This window comes from Pseudoalteromonas sp. SD03 (assembly GCF_040937955.1).
Classification (GTDB): domain Bacteria; phylum Pseudomonadota; class Gammaproteobacteria; order Enterobacterales; family Alteromonadaceae; genus Pseudoalteromonas; species Pseudoalteromonas tetraodonis.
Window position 1 is genome coordinate 3,079,881 of record NZ_CP162514.1, and the last position, 22,004, is coordinate 3,101,884.

General features: G+C 40.9%; 16 protein-coding genes and 1 tRNA gene. 7 read left to right on the forward strand and 10 right to left on the reverse strand.

Annotated features, from left to right (window positions below; all coding sequences use genetic code 11):
* Window positions 1–91: 91 nt before the first annotated feature.
* From ABZP26_RS14375 to ABZP26_RS14390, 4 genes are all read left to right on the forward strand, one after another.
* Window positions 92–910, forward strand: coding sequence for a class I SAM-dependent methyltransferase (locus ABZP26_RS14375; protein WP_013465965.1), 819 nt, complete (start codon window positions 92–94; stop codon window positions 908–910).
* Window positions 911–924: 14 nt separating this feature from the next.
* Window positions 925–2,211, forward strand: coding sequence for a phosphoribosylamine--glycine ligase (gene purD / locus ABZP26_RS14380; protein ID WP_024601711.1), 1,287 nt, complete (start codon window positions 925–927; stop codon window positions 2,209–2,211).
* Between the two features lie 97 nt (window positions 2,212–2,308).
* A complete protein-coding gene (locus tag ABZP26_RS14385; protein ID WP_128583764.1) occupies window positions 2,309–4,849 on the forward strand; it encodes an EAL domain-containing protein in 2,541 nt (846 codons plus the stop codon).
* A 21-nt stretch (window positions 4,850–4,870) separates the two neighbouring features.
* Window positions 4,871–5,686 (forward strand): DUF2797 domain-containing protein, encoded by an 816-nt coding sequence (locus ABZP26_RS14390; RefSeq protein ID WP_033103716.1) that lies wholly within the window; start codon window positions 4,871–4,873, stop codon window positions 5,684–5,686.
* Here ABZP26_RS14390 and ABZP26_RS14395 read toward each other — a convergent pair.
* On the reverse strand, window positions 5,659–8,187 hold the full coding sequence (locus ABZP26_RS14395) for an EAL domain-containing protein (protein WP_033103749.1): 2,529 nt from the start codon (window positions 8,185–8,187) through the stop codon (window positions 5,659–5,661). The two genes, ABZP26_RS14390 and ABZP26_RS14395, sit on opposite strands and share 28 nt — an antisense overlap.
* A 77-nt stretch (window positions 8,188–8,264) precedes the next feature.
* Here ABZP26_RS14395 and ABZP26_RS14400 point away from each other — a divergent pair, with 77 nt between their 5' ends.
* Window positions 8,265–8,564: a DUF4144 family protein gene (locus ABZP26_RS14400; RefSeq protein ID WP_028835587.1), complete on the forward strand. Its 300-nt coding sequence runs from the start codon at window positions 8,265–8,267 to the stop codon at window positions 8,562–8,564.
* Here ABZP26_RS14400 and ABZP26_RS14405 read toward each other — a convergent pair.
* From ABZP26_RS14405 to ABZP26_RS14435, 7 genes are all read right to left on the reverse strand, one after another.
* Window positions 8,544–9,467, reverse strand: a complete 924-nt coding sequence (locus ABZP26_RS14405; RefSeq protein WP_033103750.1) for a histone deacetylase family protein — start codon at window positions 9,465–9,467, stop codon at window positions 8,544–8,546. The two genes, ABZP26_RS14400 and ABZP26_RS14405, sit on opposite strands and share 21 nt — an antisense overlap.
* A gap of 103 nt (window positions 9,468–9,570) precedes the next feature.
* Complete coding sequence (locus ABZP26_RS14410) at window positions 9,571–11,112, reverse strand: serine hydrolase (protein WP_033103717.1); 1,542 nt, start codon at window positions 11,110–11,112, stop codon at window positions 9,571–9,573.
* A gap of 27 nt (window positions 11,113–11,139) precedes the next feature.
* Window positions 11,140–11,634 carry a gamma-glutamylcyclotransferase family protein gene (locus tag ABZP26_RS14415; protein ID WP_013465973.1) on the reverse strand — a complete coding sequence of 165 codons (495 nt, stop codon included), beginning with the start codon at window positions 11,632–11,634 and terminating at the stop codon, window positions 11,140–11,142.
* A 12-nt stretch (window positions 11,635–11,646) separates the two neighbouring features.
* The gene (locus ABZP26_RS14420) at window positions 11,647–12,273 is read right to left on the reverse strand and encodes a LysE family translocator (RefSeq protein ID WP_024601704.1); all 627 of its coding nucleotides are present in this window, start codon (window positions 12,271–12,273) and stop codon (window positions 11,647–11,649) included.
* Window positions 12,274–12,275: 2 nt separating this feature from the next.
* Window positions 12,276–13,058, reverse strand: a complete 783-nt coding sequence (locus ABZP26_RS14425; protein WP_033103718.1) for a hypothetical protein — start codon at window positions 13,056–13,058, stop codon at window positions 12,276–12,278.
* A gap of 3 nt (window positions 13,059–13,061) precedes the next feature.
* Window positions 13,062–13,532 carry a CreA family protein gene (locus ABZP26_RS14430; RefSeq protein ID WP_013465976.1) on the reverse strand — a complete coding sequence of 157 codons (471 nt, stop codon included), beginning with the start codon at window positions 13,530–13,532 and terminating at the stop codon, window positions 13,062–13,064.
* Between the two features lie 185 nt (window positions 13,533–13,717).
* Window positions 13,718–16,738 (reverse strand): TonB-dependent receptor, encoded by a 3,021-nt coding sequence (locus tag ABZP26_RS14435; protein WP_368485091.1) that lies wholly within the window; start codon window positions 16,736–16,738, stop codon window positions 13,718–13,720.
* Window positions 16,739–17,053: 315 nt separating this feature from the next.
* Between ABZP26_RS14435 and ABZP26_RS14440 the strand changes: the two genes are divergently transcribed.
* Window positions 17,054–19,174 carry a winged helix-turn-helix domain-containing protein gene (locus ABZP26_RS14440; protein WP_368485092.1) on the forward strand — a complete coding sequence of 707 codons (2,121 nt, stop codon included), beginning with the start codon at window positions 17,054–17,056 and terminating at the stop codon, window positions 19,172–19,174.
* A 161-nt stretch (window positions 19,175–19,335) separates the two neighbouring features.
* On the forward strand, window positions 19,336–19,665 hold the full coding sequence (locus tag ABZP26_RS14445; RefSeq protein WP_013465979.1) for a 5-carboxymethyl-2-hydroxymuconate Delta-isomerase: 330 nt from the start codon (window positions 19,336–19,338) through the stop codon (window positions 19,663–19,665).
* An 86-nt stretch (window positions 19,666–19,751) separates the two neighbouring features.
* Here ABZP26_RS14445 and ABZP26_RS14450 read toward each other — a convergent pair whose 3' ends face one another.
* Both ABZP26_RS14450 and ABZP26_RS14455 read right to left on the reverse strand, forming a co-directional pair.
* Complete coding sequence (locus tag ABZP26_RS14450) at window positions 19,752–21,629, reverse strand: methyl-accepting chemotaxis protein (RefSeq protein WP_368485093.1); 1,878 nt, start codon at window positions 21,627–21,629, stop codon at window positions 19,752–19,754.
* A gap of 260 nt (window positions 21,630–21,889) precedes the next feature.
* Window positions 21,890–21,966, reverse strand: a tRNA-Ile gene (locus ABZP26_RS14455).
* Window positions 21,967–22,004: the final 38 nt, after the last annotated feature.

The window sequence follows — 22,004 nt, forward strand, 5'->3', positions numbered from 1 at the left end:
GGTTCAGTTAGCTCTTTTTGTTTGCACCAAATTCACGTATTCTGCTTATTCTATAACCATGACTAACAATTATAATGTGAAGGATTAGACGATGAAATTTGCACTAAAATCTCTACTGGTTGCCACACTGTCATTAAGCTCAACAATGGCGTTGGCACATAACCATGGCCACGACTCAGCATTAACAAATGCAGTTAAAGCAAGCGAGCGTAGCAGTGAGCGCGATCAATACCGCAACCCTGTAGAAACACTCGAATTTTTTGGCTTTAAACCATCTATGACCGTGGTAGAAATTGCCCCAGGTGGTGGTTGGTACAGTGAGATTTTAGCGCCAGCGCTGAAAGAGCAAGGCACCTATTATGCTGCGCACTTCCCTGCTGATTCATCGGTTGGTTATTACCAACGTTCTCTTGCTGGCTTTAAGGCTAAAATCGCTGAAGATGCCCGCTTTAGTCACGTTAAACTCACTGAGTTTGCCCCATCTACACATTTAGATATTGCTCCTGCGGCTAGCGCCGATATGGTACTGACTTTTCGTAATGTCCATAACTGGTACATGAGCAAAGATAAAGAAGCTGCAAGCAATGCGTTTAAGTCTTTTTACAAAGCACTTAAACCAGGCGGCACTTTAGGTGTGGTTGAACACCGCCTACCAGAAGAGCAAGATGATGAGATGCAAAAATCATCAGGTTATATGAAGCAAAGTGTGGTTATTGCACTTGCTGAACAAGCTGGTTTTGAACTTGAAGCAAAAAGCGATATTAATGCAAACCCTCTTGATACAGCCGATCACCCTAAAGGGGTATGGACCCTTCCACCGAGCCTTAGACTTGGCGAGCAAGATGCCGCTAAATATAAAGCCATAGGTGAAAGCGACCGTATGACGCTGAAATTTAAAAAACCGCTTTAAATAGGATATTCGCCATGAATGTATTAGTCATTGGCAGCGGCGGCCGCGAACACGCACTTGCGTTTAAGGCCGCTCAAAATACAAAAGTTAACACTGTTTATGTTGCTCCAGGTAATGCGGGCACAGCTCTTGAGCCAAAACTTGAGAACGTAGCAATTAACGTTGAAGACCTTGATGGACTGCTAAGCTTTGCACAACAAAATAATGTTGAGCTAACCATTGTTGGCCCTGAAGTACCGCTAGTATTAGGGGTTGTTGATAAGTTCCGTGAACACGGCTTAGCTATTTTTGGCCCAACGGCGGGAGCGGCACAGCTTGAAGGTTCTAAATCGTTCACTAAAGACTTTTTAGCACGTCATGCTATTCCAACCGCTGATTACCAAACGTTTGAACAAATCGACCCTGCGCTTGCCTATTTAAAAGAAAAAGGCGCACCGATTGTTATTAAAGCCGATGGTTTAGCGGCTGGTAAAGGCGTGATTGTTGCTATGGACGAACGCGAGGCTGAAGAGGCTATTCGCGATATGCTTGCGGGTAATGCCTTTGGTGACGCCGGTAGCCGTGTGGTCATTGAAGAGTTTTTAGAAGGTGAAGAAGCGTCGTTTATTGTCATGGTTGATGGTAAAAACGTACTGCCGTTTGCAACCAGCCAAGACCATAAACGCGCTTACAATGGCGATCAAGGTCCTAACACTGGTGGTATGGGTGCATACTCACCAGCGCCTGTAGTAACCGATGAAATTCATCAGCGCATTATGAACGAAGTGATCTACCCAACGGTAGAAGGTATGGCTAGCGAAGGCCATCCGTACACTGGCTTTTTATATGCAGGCTTGATGATAGATGAGACAGGTACACCAAAGGTTATTGAATATAACTGTCGTTTTGGCGACCCTGAAACACAACCTATGATGCTACGCTTACAATCAGACTTAGTTGAATTGATTGAAGCTGCTAACCGTGTAGAGCTTGATAAAACCACCATTGAGTTTGATTCACGCGCTGCAGTAGGTGTTGTTTTAGCCGCTAAAGGCTACCCAGATAGCTACCCGAAAGGCGATGCTATTAGTGGCTTGAAAGTAACTTACCCTGAAGGCGAAAAAGTCTTCCATGCAGGGACTAAGCAAGACGGCGATAGCATAGTGACTGCCGGTGGTCGTGTACTGTGTGCTACTGCACTGGGTAATACAGTTACACAAGCGCAGCAGCGTGCCTATAAACTGGTTGATGAAATCAACTGGGATGGCATGGAATACCGTACTGACATTGCTTATCGCGCAATTGCTCGTGAACAATCATAACGATTGATAACTAACGAGTAAACTTTATAAAAGCGCAGATTATCTGCGCTTTTTACTGCTACACTATAAAAAAAAGTAATCTGGACATAGATTAATATTGGAATTTAAAACCTTGCGCTACCATGCGGTGGCAGTTGTAATACTTATTTTTATCTTTTTTATTATCAGCACATTGGCAACAAACTTTGTGATGCCATCACGCTATACCATAGATAAAATAACCCCTGTTTACCTCGATCATGCTTATTACATAGACAAAAGCAAAACACAAAGTTTTGCAGAAGTAATGACCAAGCAGGCGCTATTTACACAGCAAGAATTTAACGATATACCTTGGAGCTTTGAACAGCAAAATTATTGGTTACGCCTCGATTTAGAAAACAAAAGCAGCCAACAAGAAGATGTGGTTGCCCACTTTGATAACCCGATGGTAGATCATCTCACCATATATAGGCTCAATAGTAACAACCAACTACTCGACACTTATAAGCTTGGCGATAAAGAGCCACGTCTTACTTTATTTAAGTACAGCGTGCCCCACATTCGCTTTAACCTCGATGGCCAATCTACACAACGACTAATTATAAAAATAGATACCGTGGGGATCAGTAAAACCCCAATTCACTTGTATCGCCATAATGTATTTGTTGACTTAGTTCGCTCACAAACAGGCATTTGGGGAATTTTCGCGGGTGTCTTATTAATGGCCTCACTATATAACCTATTACTCTATTTTGGCATTAAAGACCGCGTGTACTTAGTTTATATTGGCTACATTATTAGTGCTATAGCATTAATGGGCACCGTTCTGGGGTTTGGTTTTTATTTATGGCCGCTAGAATGGCAGTTGTTTATTCACGAAAAAATAATTGTCGTTAATTACACTATTGCGTTTTTCACTCTCGCTTTTTGCACCATGTTTTTGCGATATCATAAAGACCGTTGCTGGCGTTATAAATTAAGTGTTGGTTTACTCTGGCTAATGCTAGTGCTCGGTACATTAAGCTTTTTTATTCCCGAAAATATAGCTGCCCCCATATTTTTTGTAATTTTGGGATTACTTTATATCGTCTGCTTTATTTTAATTTATAACAAATTAAAAAGTGGCTTTAGATGGGCTAAGTTTTACGTATTTTCATGGGTGCCATTGATTATTGGTGCAGCCATTCAGCCTTTAGAGCTTACAGGCGTTATCACTTATAGCTTTTCAATACGTCATGCTTTTTTAATGGCCATTTTGTGTGAAATTGTCTTAATGGCCATGGCACTTGCCGATCGGGTTCGTTATCAGCGTGAGCGCGCTTTATATCATGCCACGCATACCCAGCAAACAAAACTGCTCAATAGCGCAAAGTTAAAGTATGCCTTTATGGCACTCAAAGCCCAGCAACGTTCCACCACTTTATGTTTGGTTAAAATACGTCATTTTAACTCACTAAATACCATTATTACGCCCTCCCAAGGATATGAATTAATTAAGCATGTTGCGCACGAATTAGAATGCCAATTGAGCTTTGAGAGAGAATTTTTTAACTTAAGTAGTGGCATTAATCAACCCGCTAAAATTGCTGATTTAGGTAGCGGAGTTTTTGCCTGTATCTCGACTAAAAACCAAAGCCCACACACGCTCGAAGAGTTATTAAAAAGGGTAGTAAATAAGTTACCAAAAACTTATCAAATCAAAGGGCTAGACTTACAACTCAATTACAGCGTGGGGATTAGTGCCTTTGGTAAACGTGATGACTTTGAATTTTGGTTAAAACGAGGCTACTTGGCATTACATAACGCTAAACATAGTCTAAGTAAGGTAAGCTCATCATCTGCGAACAGCAGCTTAGCTATGGACGTTGCGCTTGCTGCTAAGCTTCAACAAGCGATAAGAACGGATCAGCTCGCTCTGTTTTATCAACCACAAATTAGTTTAAAAGATAACAGTGTCAATGGTGCCGAAGCTCTACTACGCTGGCCTAATACTGAGTTTAAAAACATTTCCATAGAAAAACTAATTCTACTTGCCGAACACACCGGTATTATTAATGAATTAACACTTTGGGTGATAGAGCAAGCCTGCAAAGACATTGCAAAACTGGCAAATGAGGGCGTAACTGAACATAGTATTAGCGTTAATTTAAGTGCAAAAAACCTAGCCATTGCCAATTTAACCGAAAAAGTAGAAAACCTTTTAATAAAGTATCAGGTTGCCCCTCATTTATTGAAGTTTGAGCTGACTGAATCAGCGTTTGTCGAAAATCAAGATGCGTTAGTCACCTTAGTTGGTGAACTTGCCACACTGGGCGTTAAGGTGGTGTTAGACGATTTTGGTACTGGTTATTCATCGCTTAGCTACTTAGTTAACTATCACTTTAGTGAACTTAAAGTAGATAAGTCGTTTGTGTATGATTTAACCGATAACCGGGCTCATCAGGTCATTGTGCAAACAGCTATAGATATGGCGCATAACTTGGGCCTTACTATCACGATTGAGGGCGTAGAAACTCAAGAAGTTCACCAGCTGCTCAACACCATGAAAGCCGACCGTACCCAAGGCTACTTGTACGCAAAAGCACTCTCTTATGATAATTATTTAGACTTCTTGAACAGCCAATACCGTCTAAAAATGTTAAGCTCCCCTTTTTAACATCTTTGGGGCCAAGTAAAGATGCAAGGTACACTGCGTAAATTAAAGTCGAGCTTAACAGAACCCGTTCAATATCATTTACCTGTAGGTGATGAACTGGTTGATTTAAATGCTTTAATAGGTAAACAATTGACTCTCACTTTTAGTGGCACAATTTTGTGTTCTAACTGTGGTAAAAAAACTAAAAAAAGCTATTCTCAAGGGCATTGCTTTGTATGTATGCGCAAGCTTGCAAGTTGCGACATGTGTATCATGAAACCTGAAACCTGCCATTACGATCAAGGCACCTGCCGCGAGCCACAGTGGGGCGAAGAAAACTGCATGATCCCGCATTATGTGTATCTAGCTAATACATCAGGTTTAAAAGTAGGCATTACTCGCCACACCCAAATACCTACCCGTTGGATTGACCAAGGGGCAACCCAAGCATTACCTATTTTTAAAGTACAAACTCGTTTACAGTCGGGCTTAGTGGAAGTGGCGCTCGCTCAGTTTATTGCTGATAAAACCAATTGGCGCAATATGCTCAAAGGACAAAACGACGTTCTTGATTTAAAAGCAGCGGCTGCTGAGCTTATTCCACAAATTAGCGAAAAACTAACAGAGCTGAGTGAATTATTTGGCGCAACCGCTATTGAACAGCTTGACCAAGACGTTGTGAATCTTGATTTTCCTGTAAGCGAATACCCAAGTAAAATTAGCTCATTTAACTTTGATAAAAACCCCGTTGTTAGCGGTATTTTACAAGGCATTAAAGGCCAATATTTAATTTTTGATAGCGGCGTTATTAATATTCGTAAGTTCACCTCTTATGAAGTGAGTGTAGGTACAGAGTAACCGTTAGTAGCTTGGTTATAAAATGCTATCCATTGCTGCTGCGTTAATGGATGGCAATAATAATAGCCCTGAATAACATTGCAGCCTATTTCGACTAAGTGTGCCTCTTGCGAGGCATGCTCAACGCCCTCAGCAACCACATCCAATCCTAAACTTGTCGCCATGGCTATAATGGCCGCCACAATTTGGCTATTGCCATACTCATCAGGAATCTTAGCAATAAAGCTCGCATCAATTTTTAATGTGTTAAACGGTAATTTGGTTAAATAACTGAGTGCAGAATACCCCGTACCAAAATCATCCAGCGCAATATGCACGCCCAGCGCTTTGAGCTGTTGTAGTTGCTCTTTTGCCTGTGAAAACGAGCTAATAAAGCTGCTTTCGGTCAGCTCAATTTCAAGTAAGCTGCCAGGTAATTGGTAACGAGTAAGCATCGCTTTAATATTATCAGCCAACTTACCTTGGCTTAAATGACACGCAGAGACATTAATCGCTAAACGTCCGGCATCAATCCCCTGCGCTTGCCAAAGGGTTAACTCTTTACCTGCTTGGTTTATAACCCATAAATCTAAACGCACCACTAAACCTAGCTCTTCAGCAAGCGGAATAAACTGCGCTGGTGAAATAGTGCCTAAATCAGGGTCATGCCAACGCAGTAGTGCTTCAGCTCCCATAATCAACCCTGTTTTTAAACATTGCTTAGGCTGAAAATAAAGCTCAAACTCATTATTTTCTAGCGCATGTTGAAAGCGACTCATCATCGCTAAACGCTCTAAAGATCGTGCATTCATTGAGGGTTGAAACAACTGAAACGAATTGCGACCGACATCTTTTGAGCGGTACATGGCAATATCAGCATGCTTTAATAATGTTTCACTGTCCAAGCCATCATCAGGGTAAACAGCCGCCCCTATAGACGCGGTAACACCAACCTCAAAGCCTTCAAGCTTAAACGGTGTATTTAAGTGATTTAAAATACTCTCAGCAAGGGTGATAGCGCCTTCGACATTGTTTATTTCGCACAATACAATAAACTCGTCCCCCCCTAATCGCGCCAGTGTATCTCCCTCATTGAGGGTGTTAATAATGCGCTCAGAGACTAATTTTAATAAGGTATCACCGGCATTATGGCCTAAGCTGTCATTCACCTCTTTAAAACGGTCAAGGTCAATAAACATTACCGCTAGCATCTGTTTATCTCTGTGCGCTGAGGCCAGTGCCATAGAGAGTCTATCGTTAAATAAACGCCGGTTAGGTAAGCCAGTTAGCTCATCAAAATACGCTAACTGCACCACTTTTTCTTCTGCGCTTTTTCGCTCAGTTATGTCACTAAAAATAGCGGCGTAAATCACATCACTATGACTTGGCTCTTTTATTTCTATAATACTGAGCCACTCAATATAAATATCGCCAGATTTTTTACGATTATGAATTTCCCCCTGCCATACCCCTGTTTTGGCAAGCGAATCCCACATTTTTATATAAAAGTTTTTATCATGACGCCCTGAACTCAACATATTGGGTCGCTTACCTATCACCTCATATTCTTTGTAACCGGTTAAATGGGTAAATGCGGGGTTTACTTGCATAATGACGCCGTTAGCATCAGTGATCATGATGCCATCCAAAGAGGAGTCGATAATTTTATTGGCTAAAAATAAGTTACGCTGCGAATGCTGCAATGCAATATCACGCTGCTGAAGTACTTTTTCAAGCTCACAACAATAAGCCGTTTCAATTTCATTAATTAAGTTTTCAAGCGATAATACACCGTTAATTTGATTATTTTCGCTTACTACTAAATGTCGAATGTTACTTTCAGACATCAACCTGTAAGCATCAAAAAGGCTGTCTTGGGGGCTTATCTGATAAAGGGGGCGACTGGCTAAATCCCAACAAACAAGATGATTGTGCTGCTCGGTGATGAGCTTAAGTAAGTCGCGCTGGGTAATAATGCCATGGGCATTTTCATCCTCATTAAACACCAAAATCACTTTCTCTGCATATTCACGCATCATGCTCACCGCGTCATTGATTGCCAATGAACTCGGTACTATCCGTATGTTTTTATTATATTGATCATTAATAGGTCTAAATTGTAAGTAATGCTCTAGCCCTTGATTGTTTACAATATCCGTAATGCTGATCACGCCGCTGGGAATGTCATTTGTATCGGTTACTAACAAATGCCTTACACCCTGCTTATTAAACACCATGGCCGTCTCGGTTAATAATTGTTGGCTGGGCACACTCAATACAGGGCTCGACATAACGCTTTCAATCGCTAACTGCCTAAGTGAGCGATTAGAAAAGTTAAGTGTTAAACAATCGGTTTCAGTCCATACGCCTATTATTTGTTGCTGTTGTTTTACAAAAATAGCGCTAACATTGTGCGCTCGCATTAGTTTCACCGCTTCAATTAAAGGGGTATCCTTAGCGCAGGCGATCACCTTATTGGTAAAAACATCGCATACTTTTTGATAGCGGCTAGTGTGAGGCATTGCTTCTACTTCCAAAATTAAACCAATTAATGATTATAAATTATTCAGTAAAAAAACAATTTGATTTAGGACAATAGATGAGCATCAGTTACCCACAAATTATTATTTATAATAATGAAATTGAGCTAATAGAGCACGCCAATGATTTACACGACTTTATTTACACTATGGAAGCAAGTGAACAGCAAAAAGTCATTATTTTAGATAAGGTTAGTGGCTATCAAAGCTTAAGCGGCCATTCGCTCACGGCGCTCAGTGCAAGCCAATTAGCAGAGCTAGTAAAAGAATATTTAGCAAAAGAAGGGCAATGCTGCTTAAGTAAAATAGAGCAGCTAACTCCAGATCAGGCATTCAGGTTACTCGCCGAAATCAACTAGCGCTTTAACGTGTGCAATCGCGCTGCGCCCGAGGGCCGACAGTGAGTATCCTCCCTCTAAATAAGAAATAATACCTAAACAATGATGCTGTTGGCTAAATTGCGCTAACTGCTCAGTAAGCCATATATAATCACTTTCAACAAACTTAAGACTGGCCATGTCATCTTCTAAATGTGCGTCAAATCCCGCGCTTATAAAAAGTAGCTCAGGCTTAAATTCTGTTAATTTTGGTAGCCATTGCTGCTCATAAAGTGCTTTTAAATCAGCACCATCACTAGCTATCGGTAAAGGTGAATTTACCAGTGTGGCGTTATTTTTAATGGCGGTATTAGGATAAAATGGATATTGAAATAACGAGCACAGCAACACATTTTCATCATCCATAAAAATATCTTGAGTCCCATTGCCATGGTGTACGTCAAAATCAACAATGGCAATGCGCTTTACCCCTTTGCTTTGTGCATATTTAACCGCAATCGCAAGGTTATTAAACACACAAAAACCAGAAGAGCTATCTCGGTTAGCGTGATGCCCTGGCGGGCGTACTGAACAAAACGCAGCGTCTAACTTACCCTCTAAAATCTCATCAACAGCGAGTAAGCCTGCTCCGACTGCACGCTCAATGGCCTTTAAAGAGTCGGGGCATAACCACGTATCTCCATCTAGATCGCTGAGCCCCTCAGAGGGGATCATGTCTTCTACATGCTTAATATGCTGCTCACTGTGCGCCAATAAATAATGTTCGCGCAGTGCTTTAGGGGCTTGTTTTTGCTCTATAGCCACATCCAGTCCACTAGCAAGTAAACGGTCATTAATCGCATCTAAACGCTCAGGGCATTCTGGATGATCTTCAATCATTTTATGTTTACGACAGTGAGGATGAGAAATAATCGCAGTGCGCATAGCTAACTCCAAAAATAAGTTGCTCATCAAGTATAACAAAGCCACCTTGTGGTGGCTTTGCGACTTTGGTTGATACTAAACGACTCTTTAACCAAAGTTATGGTTATTTAGCTTTTAAGTCGAGGTTTCTAAAATCAAAGCTAAAGTCGGTTACCTGCGTTGAAACTGCATTCATTTTCGCTGATTCTACGCGGTTATCGGCGCTCATAGAAAAGCGAATAAAGGCATCTGCCTCTAATAACTTTTCATCCCACTTCACAATAAAAGTATTACCTGTGTAATGCTTTAGCTCACCTTTAAGGCGTTTTGTATGGGTAAAATCAATGCGTAATTTACCATCTAGTTCTTCAACGATTACATCGCCATACCAATCATCATGTAATGTACCGGTGTAGTTTATATTAGGCAATTGCGGTTGAATATCTGTTGGCGCTTTTGGAGCGGCGTTAGCATAGACTTTTTCTTTACCTGCAAAATGCTTTTTAGCTAACTCTTCAACCCAATCTTTATCTTCAAGCTCGAGTACATCTTCAAGTACTTCATGAGTCACTGCCGATAATGCAGAAAATGCTTGTTGGTTGCTTAATATCACAATCCCCACGTTTTTTTCTGGTAATAAAGTCACCTGCGAGACCATACCTAAAATGCCGCCACCATGTGCCAGCTTTTTAACGCCGTGGTAATCTTCTATACTCCAACCTAATCCGTAGCCTCTAAATTGTTGATGATACGCTTCATAGGCACTTTTAGATGCCATTGATGTAATATGTGGATGCCACATTTGTGCTTGCTGCTTTTCACTAAATAGCTGCTCGCCATTAGGCATTTTGCCACCAGCAAGTTGAGTACGGAGCCATTGGCTCATATCATTTACGCTTGATGCAATGGCGCCTGCCCCTCGAAAGTCTTCAAGGTAATTAACAAAAAAAGGATGCAATTTGCCATCCATTGGGATGTGTCCGATCGCCCAGTTTTTGTTGTTTTTTGCGATACGCGAAAAGCCAGCGCGCGAGTTGGTCATATTTAGTGGCTGTAGAATATTTTTTTCAATGTAGTCGTTCCAGCTCATCCCCGATATACGCGCAACAACTTCACCAGCGGTAACAAACATTAGGTTGTTGTAAGCATATTGACTACGAAAACTGCTCGCAGGTTTTAAATATTTCAGCCCAGATAAAATATCGGCTACCGATTTATCTGTACTTGGCCAAATCATTAAATCGCCTTGACCAAGCCCTAAACCGCTACGATGACTAAGTAGATCGCGTATGCGCATTTCACGAGTAACGTAAGGGTCGTACAATCTAAACTCAGGAAGATGGTCAATTACGCGGTCATCCCAGCTTAACTTGCCTTCATCCACCAGCTTAGCCAATGCTGCACTGGTAAATGCCTTGGTATTTGAAGCAATACCAAATAAAGTGTCTTTATTCACCTTGCTATTCGTATCAAGGTTGGCAACACCAAAGCCTTTAGCGAATACAACTTTGTCATTTTCAACAATGGCAACGGCCATTCCGGGTACATCAAAACGTGTCATTGAGGCGTTGATCACCTCTGAAATTTTATCGGTATCAACCGCTGCAGAGCTCGTAAACGCCCAGCCAGCCAATAATGCGGCTGTGGCTAATTTTTTTAGTTTCATAGTGTTACCTTAGGTTATTATTTTTGTTTAGTCTTGATGAACCGCAAATTCTATTTCGGCGCGCGCTTTATTAGTATCTTGCTTACTCGGGTAAGCTAAAATGCGTTGACTGTAGTGTTCGGGTACGCCCGCCTCAAGTGCGCCGCGGTATACATGCTGCACGTACCAATCATAAGGTAGCAGTGTGTCGTCATGTGTGTTTGCTATGTAGCAGTGTACATTAATGTCATCGTCATCTAGAAGGCTCACGGTTAAATCAACACAGTCGTAATTAGGGCCTTCAATTTTATCTAAGATCTCTTTTTCGGCTTCATTAAGCTGATACACCACCCCATATACCACAGCATCGGGTTCATTGGTGGGCACAATAGTGCATTTACCTGAACCATCTGAAAAGGCCATATTAAAGGTTAACTTATAGCCCTTTAAAAGTGCCGTACCCACACGTTTTGCATTAGGTAAACGTGCCAATAAACGATTAGATGACATATTAGAGCCAAACGAAAAATTATATAACGCCATACTATTCCTTCTTTAAATAACAACTCGCACAGCCAGTGCGATTAAAATAATGCCAATGCCGCGGTCGAACCAATAACCACTTTGCTGAAAAAAATCACGTACACGCGCTTTTGATAACAATAGCGATAAAATAGAAAACCAAGCCCAGGTAGCAAGCGCCATATAAACGCCGTATCCCATTTGTATTATTACCGGTGTAGTTGGGCTAATCACCAAGGTAAACAACGACATAAAAAACAGTGTTGCCTTAGGGTTAAGTGCATTGGTAAAAAAGCCACGTCGAAACGCACGCCATGATGACTCAGCTGCAAGGCTGGGTTTTGCAGTCGGTTCTGATGAGGTATTTGTAGGTTTAGCAGCGCGCAGTGCCTGCACGCCTAAATACGCTAAATACGCGCCCGCTATATATTTAAGCGCCATAAACAACGCAGGTGATTGAGTTAACACCAGCGCAACTCCCAATACACAATAGGCTATGTGTAATAAAATAGCCGCACCAACACCTGCACTTGTCCATAAGGCATTGCGCCTGCCGTGTTGTACACTTTGTTTAAGGACTACCGCAAAGTCGGGCCCAGGGCTTGCTACCGCAAAAAAATGAGCCACCGCAATTAATAAAAATTCATCGATATAGTTCATACTTAACTGGCTTGCTCTGGCGAAAAAGCCAATAATAATGGGTTAGCCGATTGATTAACCAAGGCTTTTATTTCTTTTTGCGCTTTTTTAAATTGGCCTCGTAAATGCGGTTTTAAATGTTTTTTAGAGTGTTTATCTTGCTTAAAGTAGCTCACTAACGCATGCATAAATACGGTATGCGTTTCACTGAGCGCCGCTTCGCGATTTGCATACGGGTTATAACATGAGCCACAGCTACCTTTAAACTGGTACACGGTATTGCTCATCATTACCCCAAAGCCTAAAAAACATGCCAAGGCATCAGTGGCTTGCGGTAAATACTCTTTACCACCTGGGGGCAGCACCCCTACGTGATGAATTAATATGGTGGCAAGCGTACCGGCAAAACTCGCCACTAAGTCTTGCGGTTGATTAATTTGATTGGGATTAAACGACACATTAATAGTATGACTGGCTGGTACTATTAAATGACACTCTTCGCCACGTAAATGCTGACTAAATTCAAAGTGTGGAAACACCTGTGGTTGTAATTGTTGCGGTGCAACCAAGGTTACTGGCCATTCATTCATACCAGCGTATTGCTTAACACGCGCAAACACTTTGCTGGCCATTTCCTCAATACTTGAAACCGAGTCAGGAAAAAACTCAACCGTTGGCAAAATAACTTGGCTGTGTTTGGTAAAAAAATCCAAATCAAAGTTTTCTGCTGCCCATATAAAGGTATCAACCAGCCATTGTTGTTCTTGTTCTGCCAATAAGGGCTTTGATTTAAATAGAGTTAACATTAACTACTCTTGCCCCTTCGCCCATTGCCATGCTTGTGTATTGTATAAAGGCACCGTAGAGAGCGCATGATGATGACTGCCCGTAGACTCTTTCGTTGAGTATGATAAATATAATAATGTATGGGTTTTAGCATCATAAATACGGCGCACTTTTAATGACTTAAACAAAATACTCTTAGATGATTTAAACACGACTTCACCGGATTTACTGCGGTCGATAGACTGTAATTGGTCTGGCGTTATTGGCCCGGTTTGACGACAGGCAATCGACATATCTGATGGGTCTGAAAAATCTAAATTCGCCTCAATATGGCTAATATGACAGGTTACACCGGTCACTAGCGGGTCTTGCTGTGAATTAACCACCACATCTTTAGTGGTAAATAGCCCAAGACTCACTGAGGCAACATCATCAGAACACCCTGCAAGCCCTGCTAAGCATACAATTAAACCACCCATTTTGAGATACTTCATAGCAAGTCCTTCGTTCATATTAAAAATTAAGTTACGCCTTATACTAAACGCTTTCACCGCGATAAAACAAATTTTATCCACCAACTCAATACTGTAATGGTTTAAAGGGTATTTCGCAGCAAGATACACAATAAAAAAGGCACGCCCGAGGGAGTGCCTTTGCAAACAAATACAGCTAAAGGTTATTAAAAGCTATATTGTGCACCTAGATAAACATAACGACCGGCACCGCCGCCGTAGCCACTATAAAAGTTACCACGACCACTTGGGTAAAATGCCCCTTTGTCGTCAAATACATTGTTAATACCGCCAAATACACGTAAGTCACTTTTATCAGTCAGTGCCAGAGTGTAAGACGCTGATAAACTATGCTTTAAAAATGAGCCATAATCTTGATACGCAAGTGGCTCTGGGTTTGCAATACAACCGGCATCGCCCGCAGCACAGCGCTCATCGTTTGCAGCAACATACTCAAGGTAGTCTTTCTCATCTTCTTGGCTTGCTTTAAACGCGCCTACGTAATTTGTACGCCAGCGGATACGTAAATCATCTATTTTCCATACAATCGACATAGCGGCTTTATCTTTTGAGCGCCCATAACCTGCATACTGTGAAGTAACACTGTTACCATCTAACCCTTCATAGGTTTGCGAGTTTTCAATAATGTGATTGTAATCAAGCTTGAATGACAAGTTGCCATAGCTGCCGATGTCATATTTGTAAGTTGCAACCACATCGTAACCGCGCGCAGTTAACTCATCCAAGTTATATTCACGCTGTAGAATTTTTACAATGTTACCTTCGTCGTTACGGGTAATATCGTTACAGTATTCGTTATCACTGCCCCACGCAGCCTCTGAGTCATAACATTCGCGCATGATGTTTTCGTTACTTATTTCATCAATTGCATCAACAATGGCAATATCGTAGTAATCCACCGCTAAGTTAAAGCCATCTAAAAACTCAGGAGATACAGTAATACCAAAGGTATAGGTATCGGCTGTTTCTTCTTTTAAGTTTGGATTACCAGTATTTGGCGAGTAGTTATTGTCTTCACTTTCAAATTCAAAGTTAGGATCATCAGCTAGCTTTTGTGCCAAGGTTGGCTCTAAACGACAGTTATCGTGTCCTGGGTTTGTTGATGTTGCTGTTAGACCATCACAAATATCATCAAATGAATCAAAATCGCCGCGAGGGGGTGATAATAATTCCGTGATAGTCGGCGCACGCTGTGCTCGTGCATAATTGGCACGTAGCATGTATCCATCAATTGGTTGCCATAAAAGGCCTAGCTTATAGCTGGCAACAGTGCTGATATTATCAATGCTGTAATTTGCTAAACGCAGCGACGTTTCTGCCGACAAACTTTTAGCAAATGGCGCATCTTTAAGTAGTGGCACCGCAAGTTCAGCAAATGCCTCATACACTTCTACTTCACCGTAAAAAGAAGGCACAACGTTAAACGTAATACCGCCCGCTTTCATATCATCACTGGTATCTAGGCTTTGTGAATCTTTACGATACTCTGCACCAAATACTGCAGACACATTACCTGCTGGTAATTCGTATAGGTCGCCGGTGATATAACCCATTACCGTGTACTGTTGAATCTCAGTATCAATAATTGGGTTTGTACGGATCCAGTCAGCCATTTCAGAGGTAATAGAACCTTCACCAAATAGATTAAGCGGGACACATCCTTGCGCTCGCGCTTCGGCGTCTTTACATTGAATAGTGCCATCGGCTAGCTTTTCAGCTTGCAGTGCTTGATTGACACGTACCGTGTTTAACTCGTTACTACGGATTTGATGTTGTTTGAATTGCCCGTATCCAGCAGAGATATCCCAATCCCATGTATCATCAAACATCATACCTTGCAGGCCTGCCCAAGTTCGGATGGTCGTACGGTCGTTATCAGTGCTGATATTACCTACTTCACCAAAACGACGATCCCAATAAATGCGGTCTTTGTATGGGTTGCTGTCAATAATTTCTTGTGGCACGTATGGGTTATCAATAGGAATGTAACCTGGCGCAATATCATCGATAGGGTCGCCAGTCACTGGGTCGTAGCGAGGTACGTAAGCCCCTTCGTATTCATCTTCTGGTGACTTATCGTTGAACGAGCCACTCTTACTATATTGAATTAGGAAGTAACTCATAATGTCGTCTGTTACATCATAATCTACTTTTATCGCGGTCGAAAAGTTATCGCTAGGTACATCAAGCATGACGTATTGTGACGAATTTATACCATAAATTTCTTCATTACCTTTCCAGTCATCACGCAGCGTTTGCCCGTCGTACCAAAACTGAGTGTCGTTTCGGCTGCTTTCTAAAAATACACCGCCTAAGGTACCATCGCTTTTGCTTGCCCAATCAGCTTGTGTAATACCACTCATACACTGATAACCATCGGCAGTGTACATTTGATTACACATCAACTCATCATCGTAACTATGCGCGGCTTCTATTTTGGCGCGGTCACGGTCGTAAAAGGTCATGCCAAAATCACGATCCCAGTTTGAGCTGACAAATACATAACCGCGATCATCAGCAAATGACGTTCCGTAGTTTAAATCAAGCGTAAACTCACGACCGCCACCATCTGTTGTTTCACCGCCACGGGCTTGAAATTCAAAGCCTTCTTTTTTTGACTGGGTAATAATATTCACTACACCGGCTACCGCATCAGCTCCATAAGTGGCCGACGCACCACCACTAATAATTTCAACGCGCTCCACCATGCCACTAGGAATGGTATTTAAACTCACATAATTACCACCGTAACTATTTGATACTACACGACGACCATCAATCAATGTAAGCGTTCTATTAGCGCCTAAGTCGCGAAGCTGCACCGTTGATAAACCCGTACCCGAAATACTTGATTGGCTGGTTGTGTTACCAATACTTTCGCTCAGTGCAGGCATGTTATCGATTAATACATCTGAAAGATTGCCTAAACCTGTATCCTGAATTGACGCTCTGTCCATGGTTACCAGCGGGGTTGTTACCGAAAAACTATCACGCTTTAAACGCGAACCCGTTACGGTTATTTTTTCTGGTGCTTCTTGTACCACTTCTTCGCTTGCTTTAGCCGTTGATTGACGAGCAATAGCCTCGTCATTTGCTATTGCATGCCCAGATAAACTGGCTGTTATAGCCAATGCTAAAGCGCATTTTTTTGTTGATATATTACTCACAAACTTCCCTTATTATTTATTATTCCATTAGTACAAATCGTTTTTGATTAACTTTTTAGTTATTAAATTTGTTTTGTACCAATTGGTTTATTTTACTAATAACATGTTGTAAGTAATCGTGAATAAAAGCACAATGAGAGGTGTCTCGTTTATATCCCTATTTTATATCTATTTAATATCTATTTATTTATAATCATACACTTAAGGTTTTCGTGTTAGAATGATGTAAAATCGAATGTTAACCAACTATCGCTTTATTTTGCATTAAACACTGCCTAGTAACGTAATTAATCAAGAGGTTTAAATACACAAACTATGAATACTCAACAGACATTTTCAATTGGAAAATGCCAAATATCGGTGTTTGAAAATAAGCTGTTTTGTGCCGATAAAACCTGTGTATTACAACCTAAATTTATAGAACTACTTGTTTACTTGGTAGAGTGTTATCCAAACGCAGTAACGCGTGAGCAACTAATAGAGAATGTGTGGAGTGGTAATCAATATGTGGGCGAAAAAGCACTGACTAATGCCATATGGCATCTTCGTAAAAGCTTTAAAGAACTCGACCCCGACAATACCTATATAGAAACACTGCGTAAAACGGGTTACCGCTTAGTACAAAAACCAACAACGCCAGAGCCTGTTAATAGCATTAACAATACGCCGCTTCGCTCTGGGTATATTTACGCTACCGTACTTGCTATTGTTATATTATTAGGTAGCTATTGGGGTTATAGCGCCCTTTTTGAAAACGCAAAGCAGCCACTTGCTCAATCGCAACATGCAGCACGTTTGTACGATTACATTGAAACAATTACCACCAGCCCAGGAAGAGAGTTGTTTCCGGCTATTTCTAATGACAGTCATTTTTTAGCGTATTCGTGGCGCCGCCCTGGTCATAAAGCCAATTTATACTTACGTGATCTTCATTTACCAGAGCAAGCTGCAATAGCACTTACCGACACCCCATTCATTGAGGGCAGAGCGGTATTTAGTCCTGATTTAACGTTTATTTATTATTACCGCCGTATAGCAGCTCAAGGTTGTGAAGTCATTCAGCAAAATATCGCCTCGGGCAATATCACTGTTATAGGGCTGTGCGGAAGTAAAACCAGTACCGATATAGACATTAATGCCACAGGCACTAAGCTGGTTTATATAAGTGAAGATGAAAAAAATAATAATTTTACTCAGCTTAACCTTGTCGATTTAACCTCATCACCATACACAGTTACTCAAGTCCCTTGTACGTCAGCATGCCAATATACCGATGAGTCGGTTGTGTTTTCACCAGATGCGACACAGCTGGTGGTATCGCGTAATTTACCAACGGGTTTTGAAGAACTATTTTTAATCGACATAAAAACAGCTCATGCTAAGCAATTAACTTCAGGTTTTGTTGATATGAGAGGCGTTGATTGGCATCCCAATAAGCCACAACTCGTCTTTTCGGGTGTTAAAAAAGGCAAGCGCCAAGGTTATTTTTATAACCTCAAAACACAACAAATGATCAATGCGCACATTGATGGCTTAAGTTACCCAGAATATGCACATGATGGCAGTTTGTATTTTCATCAATGGAATATCGACTCTACATTAATGCGTGTAGAAACCAGTAATGCGGTTGCAAGTTCGCCTTTTCCGGTATTATCAAGCGACTTTAATACGCGCTTTCCTGATTACAGTAAAGCCAGAAAAAAATTAGTTTTTGTATCTAACGAATCGGGCTCAATGGAATTATGGACTGCAAATCAAGACGGTACCTCACGAAAACAGCTTACTAATCTCAGTGCAAATATTTACAACCCGGTGTGGTCACCTGATGGTAATTACATTGCCTTTGTCGCTTCTCATCTTGGTGAGCATGCGCTATACCTTTATGACTTTAACACCCAATCAAGTCAGTCATTACCCACAGGCTTTAGTTACCATGGAAAACCGAGTTGGGCTGCAGATAGTAAAAGCCTATTGGTAGCGAATGATCAACACGTTTATCGCTTCGACTTAAAGGGTAATAAACTCGCAAAGGCCATAGATTCACCAACACTATACGCTTATGAAAACAAGCAAGGCGCTTTAATTTTTGCCAACCAAGCAACTAATCAACTATGGATAAAAGACCCAGATAGCCAAACTGAGCAACCACTTATTAGCGAAATTAATTTATCGAATCATAATTCGTGGTATTTTTTTGAAGGCGACACCTTAGCGCAATCGCGTATTTACTATTTTAATGTAAAACAAGGTGATTACCGTTTGAGTTATTACGACTTCTCAACCAACAGCCATCATGACGTAATACGCCTTCCCGAACGCGCATTTAGTCGCACCTCTGGCTTAACCTTTATTACAAATACCAACTGGCTTGTGTACTCTTCGTATAAGTCACCACAAATTGACATAAAACGTATCAACCAAAAATATTTGCCATAATAAATCTAAAATTAAACACGCTACAGGTCTTGTAATTGCTTAAATAGTTTATTGCTAAAAATATGTTCAAGCCACATTTTTAAAAATTAAGCGTTATGGGGTTAGCGTGTACAAACCCGTTTGGTATAATTAAATAAACCAATCTAAAGAGGATACGTTAAATGCCACACATTATTATTGAACACTCAGAAGATCTGCCTTTACTACCTCAAGTTCTTGTGGAAAAAATCCATACAACAACGTTTGAAAGTGGCTTATTTGATTTAGAAACAATAAAAACTCGCGCTATTGCTTATCAGCATTATCAGTTAGGTGTGGGTAAAGAAGGGTTTATTCATATTGCGGTGCATATTATGGCTGGGCGTTCCATTGAGCAAAAGCAACTACTAAGTGAGCAATTACTAGCCTGCTTGCAAACGTATTGCAGAGCCTCTGACAGTTTAAGCGTAAATATTTACGAAATGGATCACGAGATTTACCGTAAAAACTAACCGCCATTACAGCATCATAGTTATAGGCGAGAGCTCTATAACTATGATGGTTTCCTCGCTCAACTGATTTTTTAATTAAATCGTGTTTAAAGCGTAAACTTACCTAGTAAATCCCTTAAAATATTCGATTCTTTATTTAAACCGTTACAAAGCTGCTCTGACTTTTTCATATTTTCTTTGGTTTGCTCTGCCGAATCGGAAATCATTACAATATTTTGGCTAATTTCTGAGGTTGCTAGTGTTTGCTCTCGCGTTGCAGTAGCCACTGAGTTGTTTAACTCGCTTAGTAGTACAATTTCCTGTGAAATACCATTTAATGTATGGCCGGTTTCTTTTAAGCGCTCGGCATTTTCTAGGGTGTTTTTGCTGCCCAATTCAATCGCTGTTACCGTGCTTGACGCTTTAGCATTTAACGAATCAATCATCTCATTAATTTGCTCCGTAGACTCCGCGGTACGTTGCGCAAGCGTTCTTACTTCGTCAGCAACTACCGCAAAGCCACGGCCCTGCTCACCCGCTCTAGCAGCCTCAATAGCCGCATTTAACGCCAATAAATTAGTTTGCTCAGAAATCCCTTTAATTACATCTAATACATGAGAAATTGATTTAATCTCTGTCGAAAGCTCTAACACCGAGGCCACAGAGTTGGCCATTGACGCTTCTAGTTGTTCCATTTGTTTAATCGTGCTTTGCACAAACTCAACCCCTTTGTGCGTCGTTTCTTCGGTTTTAGTAGCAATATCTGCTGCATTACTGGCACTACCAGAAATATCCTGAACCGTAACCTCCATCTCATTAACGGCTGCCGCCACCGTTTGCGTACTCGATGATTGCACTTCAGCTAAATTTGCCGCACCTTGCACTTGCTCAAGCACATCTTGGGAAATACCTTTAACATGAATTGCCGACTCAGAAACCTGTTTGAACATATAATGTAACTGCTCTAAAAACAGATTAAACTTAACCGCTAAGTCTGAAATTTCATTATTATCATCAGTAGGGAGTCGTGCTGTTAAATCGCCATCTTTTTCCGTTAATGCATTCACCGCTGCAGTAATGTTTTCGATTGGCCTAAATATTTGCCCTACTAACACGCGTGCTAACGCTAAACCTACAAGCGCAATAATTACACCAAAAATGATATTAGTATTAATAGCACTATTAATTGCGCCATATAATTGCTCTTGGGGAATTTCAGCGACTAGATGCCAACCTAATGAATTTACTGGCGTACTTGAGACAACATAGTCATCACCATCAATTACTTTACTTTGAATTGCCCCATTTTTAATCGGCGCCAAGTCAACAGATTGCCCTATTTTAGTTTTATTACCATGCAGCATAATCTCGCCACTACCAGAGACCAAATAAACAATGCCGCCCTCACCTATTCTATATTCACTTATGAGATCCACCATAGAATCGAGCGAACGGCCTATTCCGGCAATTCCTTGTCTTTGCCCATCAAGCTCAATGGCATAATTAATAAATACCATCACCTCAGAGCTGCCTTTATCTATGTCGAGCGCTACTTCAAATGGTCTATCCGATGCTAAAAAAGCATCAAACCAAGTATCGCTACTATCTATTTGCCTGGAAATACCTTCATCGGTGTAATAGTTATGGGAGTTTTTAGAAATAATATATGCGTTACTGGCTTGGTTTTTATTTTTTATATGTTTGAGGTAATCAATGAATTTACCTCGGCTTTGCGCATCTTCATTATTATTCATCCATTGCTGCACAAATAAGTTTTGCGCTATTTCTTTGCCTACAACAATAGGTGTAGAAAGTTCCAGCTCTATTTGGCTTTTCACCTCACTAAGCGCTGTTGGTAAATCTACTTTGGCTAGTTTGTCTTCTGTATTTGAGCGAATACTATTTGAAAATATTAGAGTAGATATTGCTAAAGGAGCAACAACAGCCAAAATAAGGCTGAGGTATACTTTTCGTTTTAATAACATAGAGCACCTAAGGGGTAACAAAGCGGTATTTTATATACTGCACACAATTAACAGTAGCGACATTAAAGGTCACAAAATAAAGATTTTTATAATAAAATCCCATAACACTTTAATAGTAGATTCAACTGTGTTTATTGCAATGTATTCTATAGAATTAATAAAAAAATCAGTGTACTGGTAAAAATACGATAGAAGTAATAGAAATGAAGTTTTATAAACTAGGAAGGTGAGTTTCTATTTACTTGGAAAGCTTTGAAAAGTGGTGGCCCCTCCCAGACTCGAACTGGGGACCTAACGATTATGAGTCGTGTGCTCTAACCAACTGAGCTAAGGGGCCATCTTTGTATAACTGTAAGCAGTTAATTTTTGAAGCGT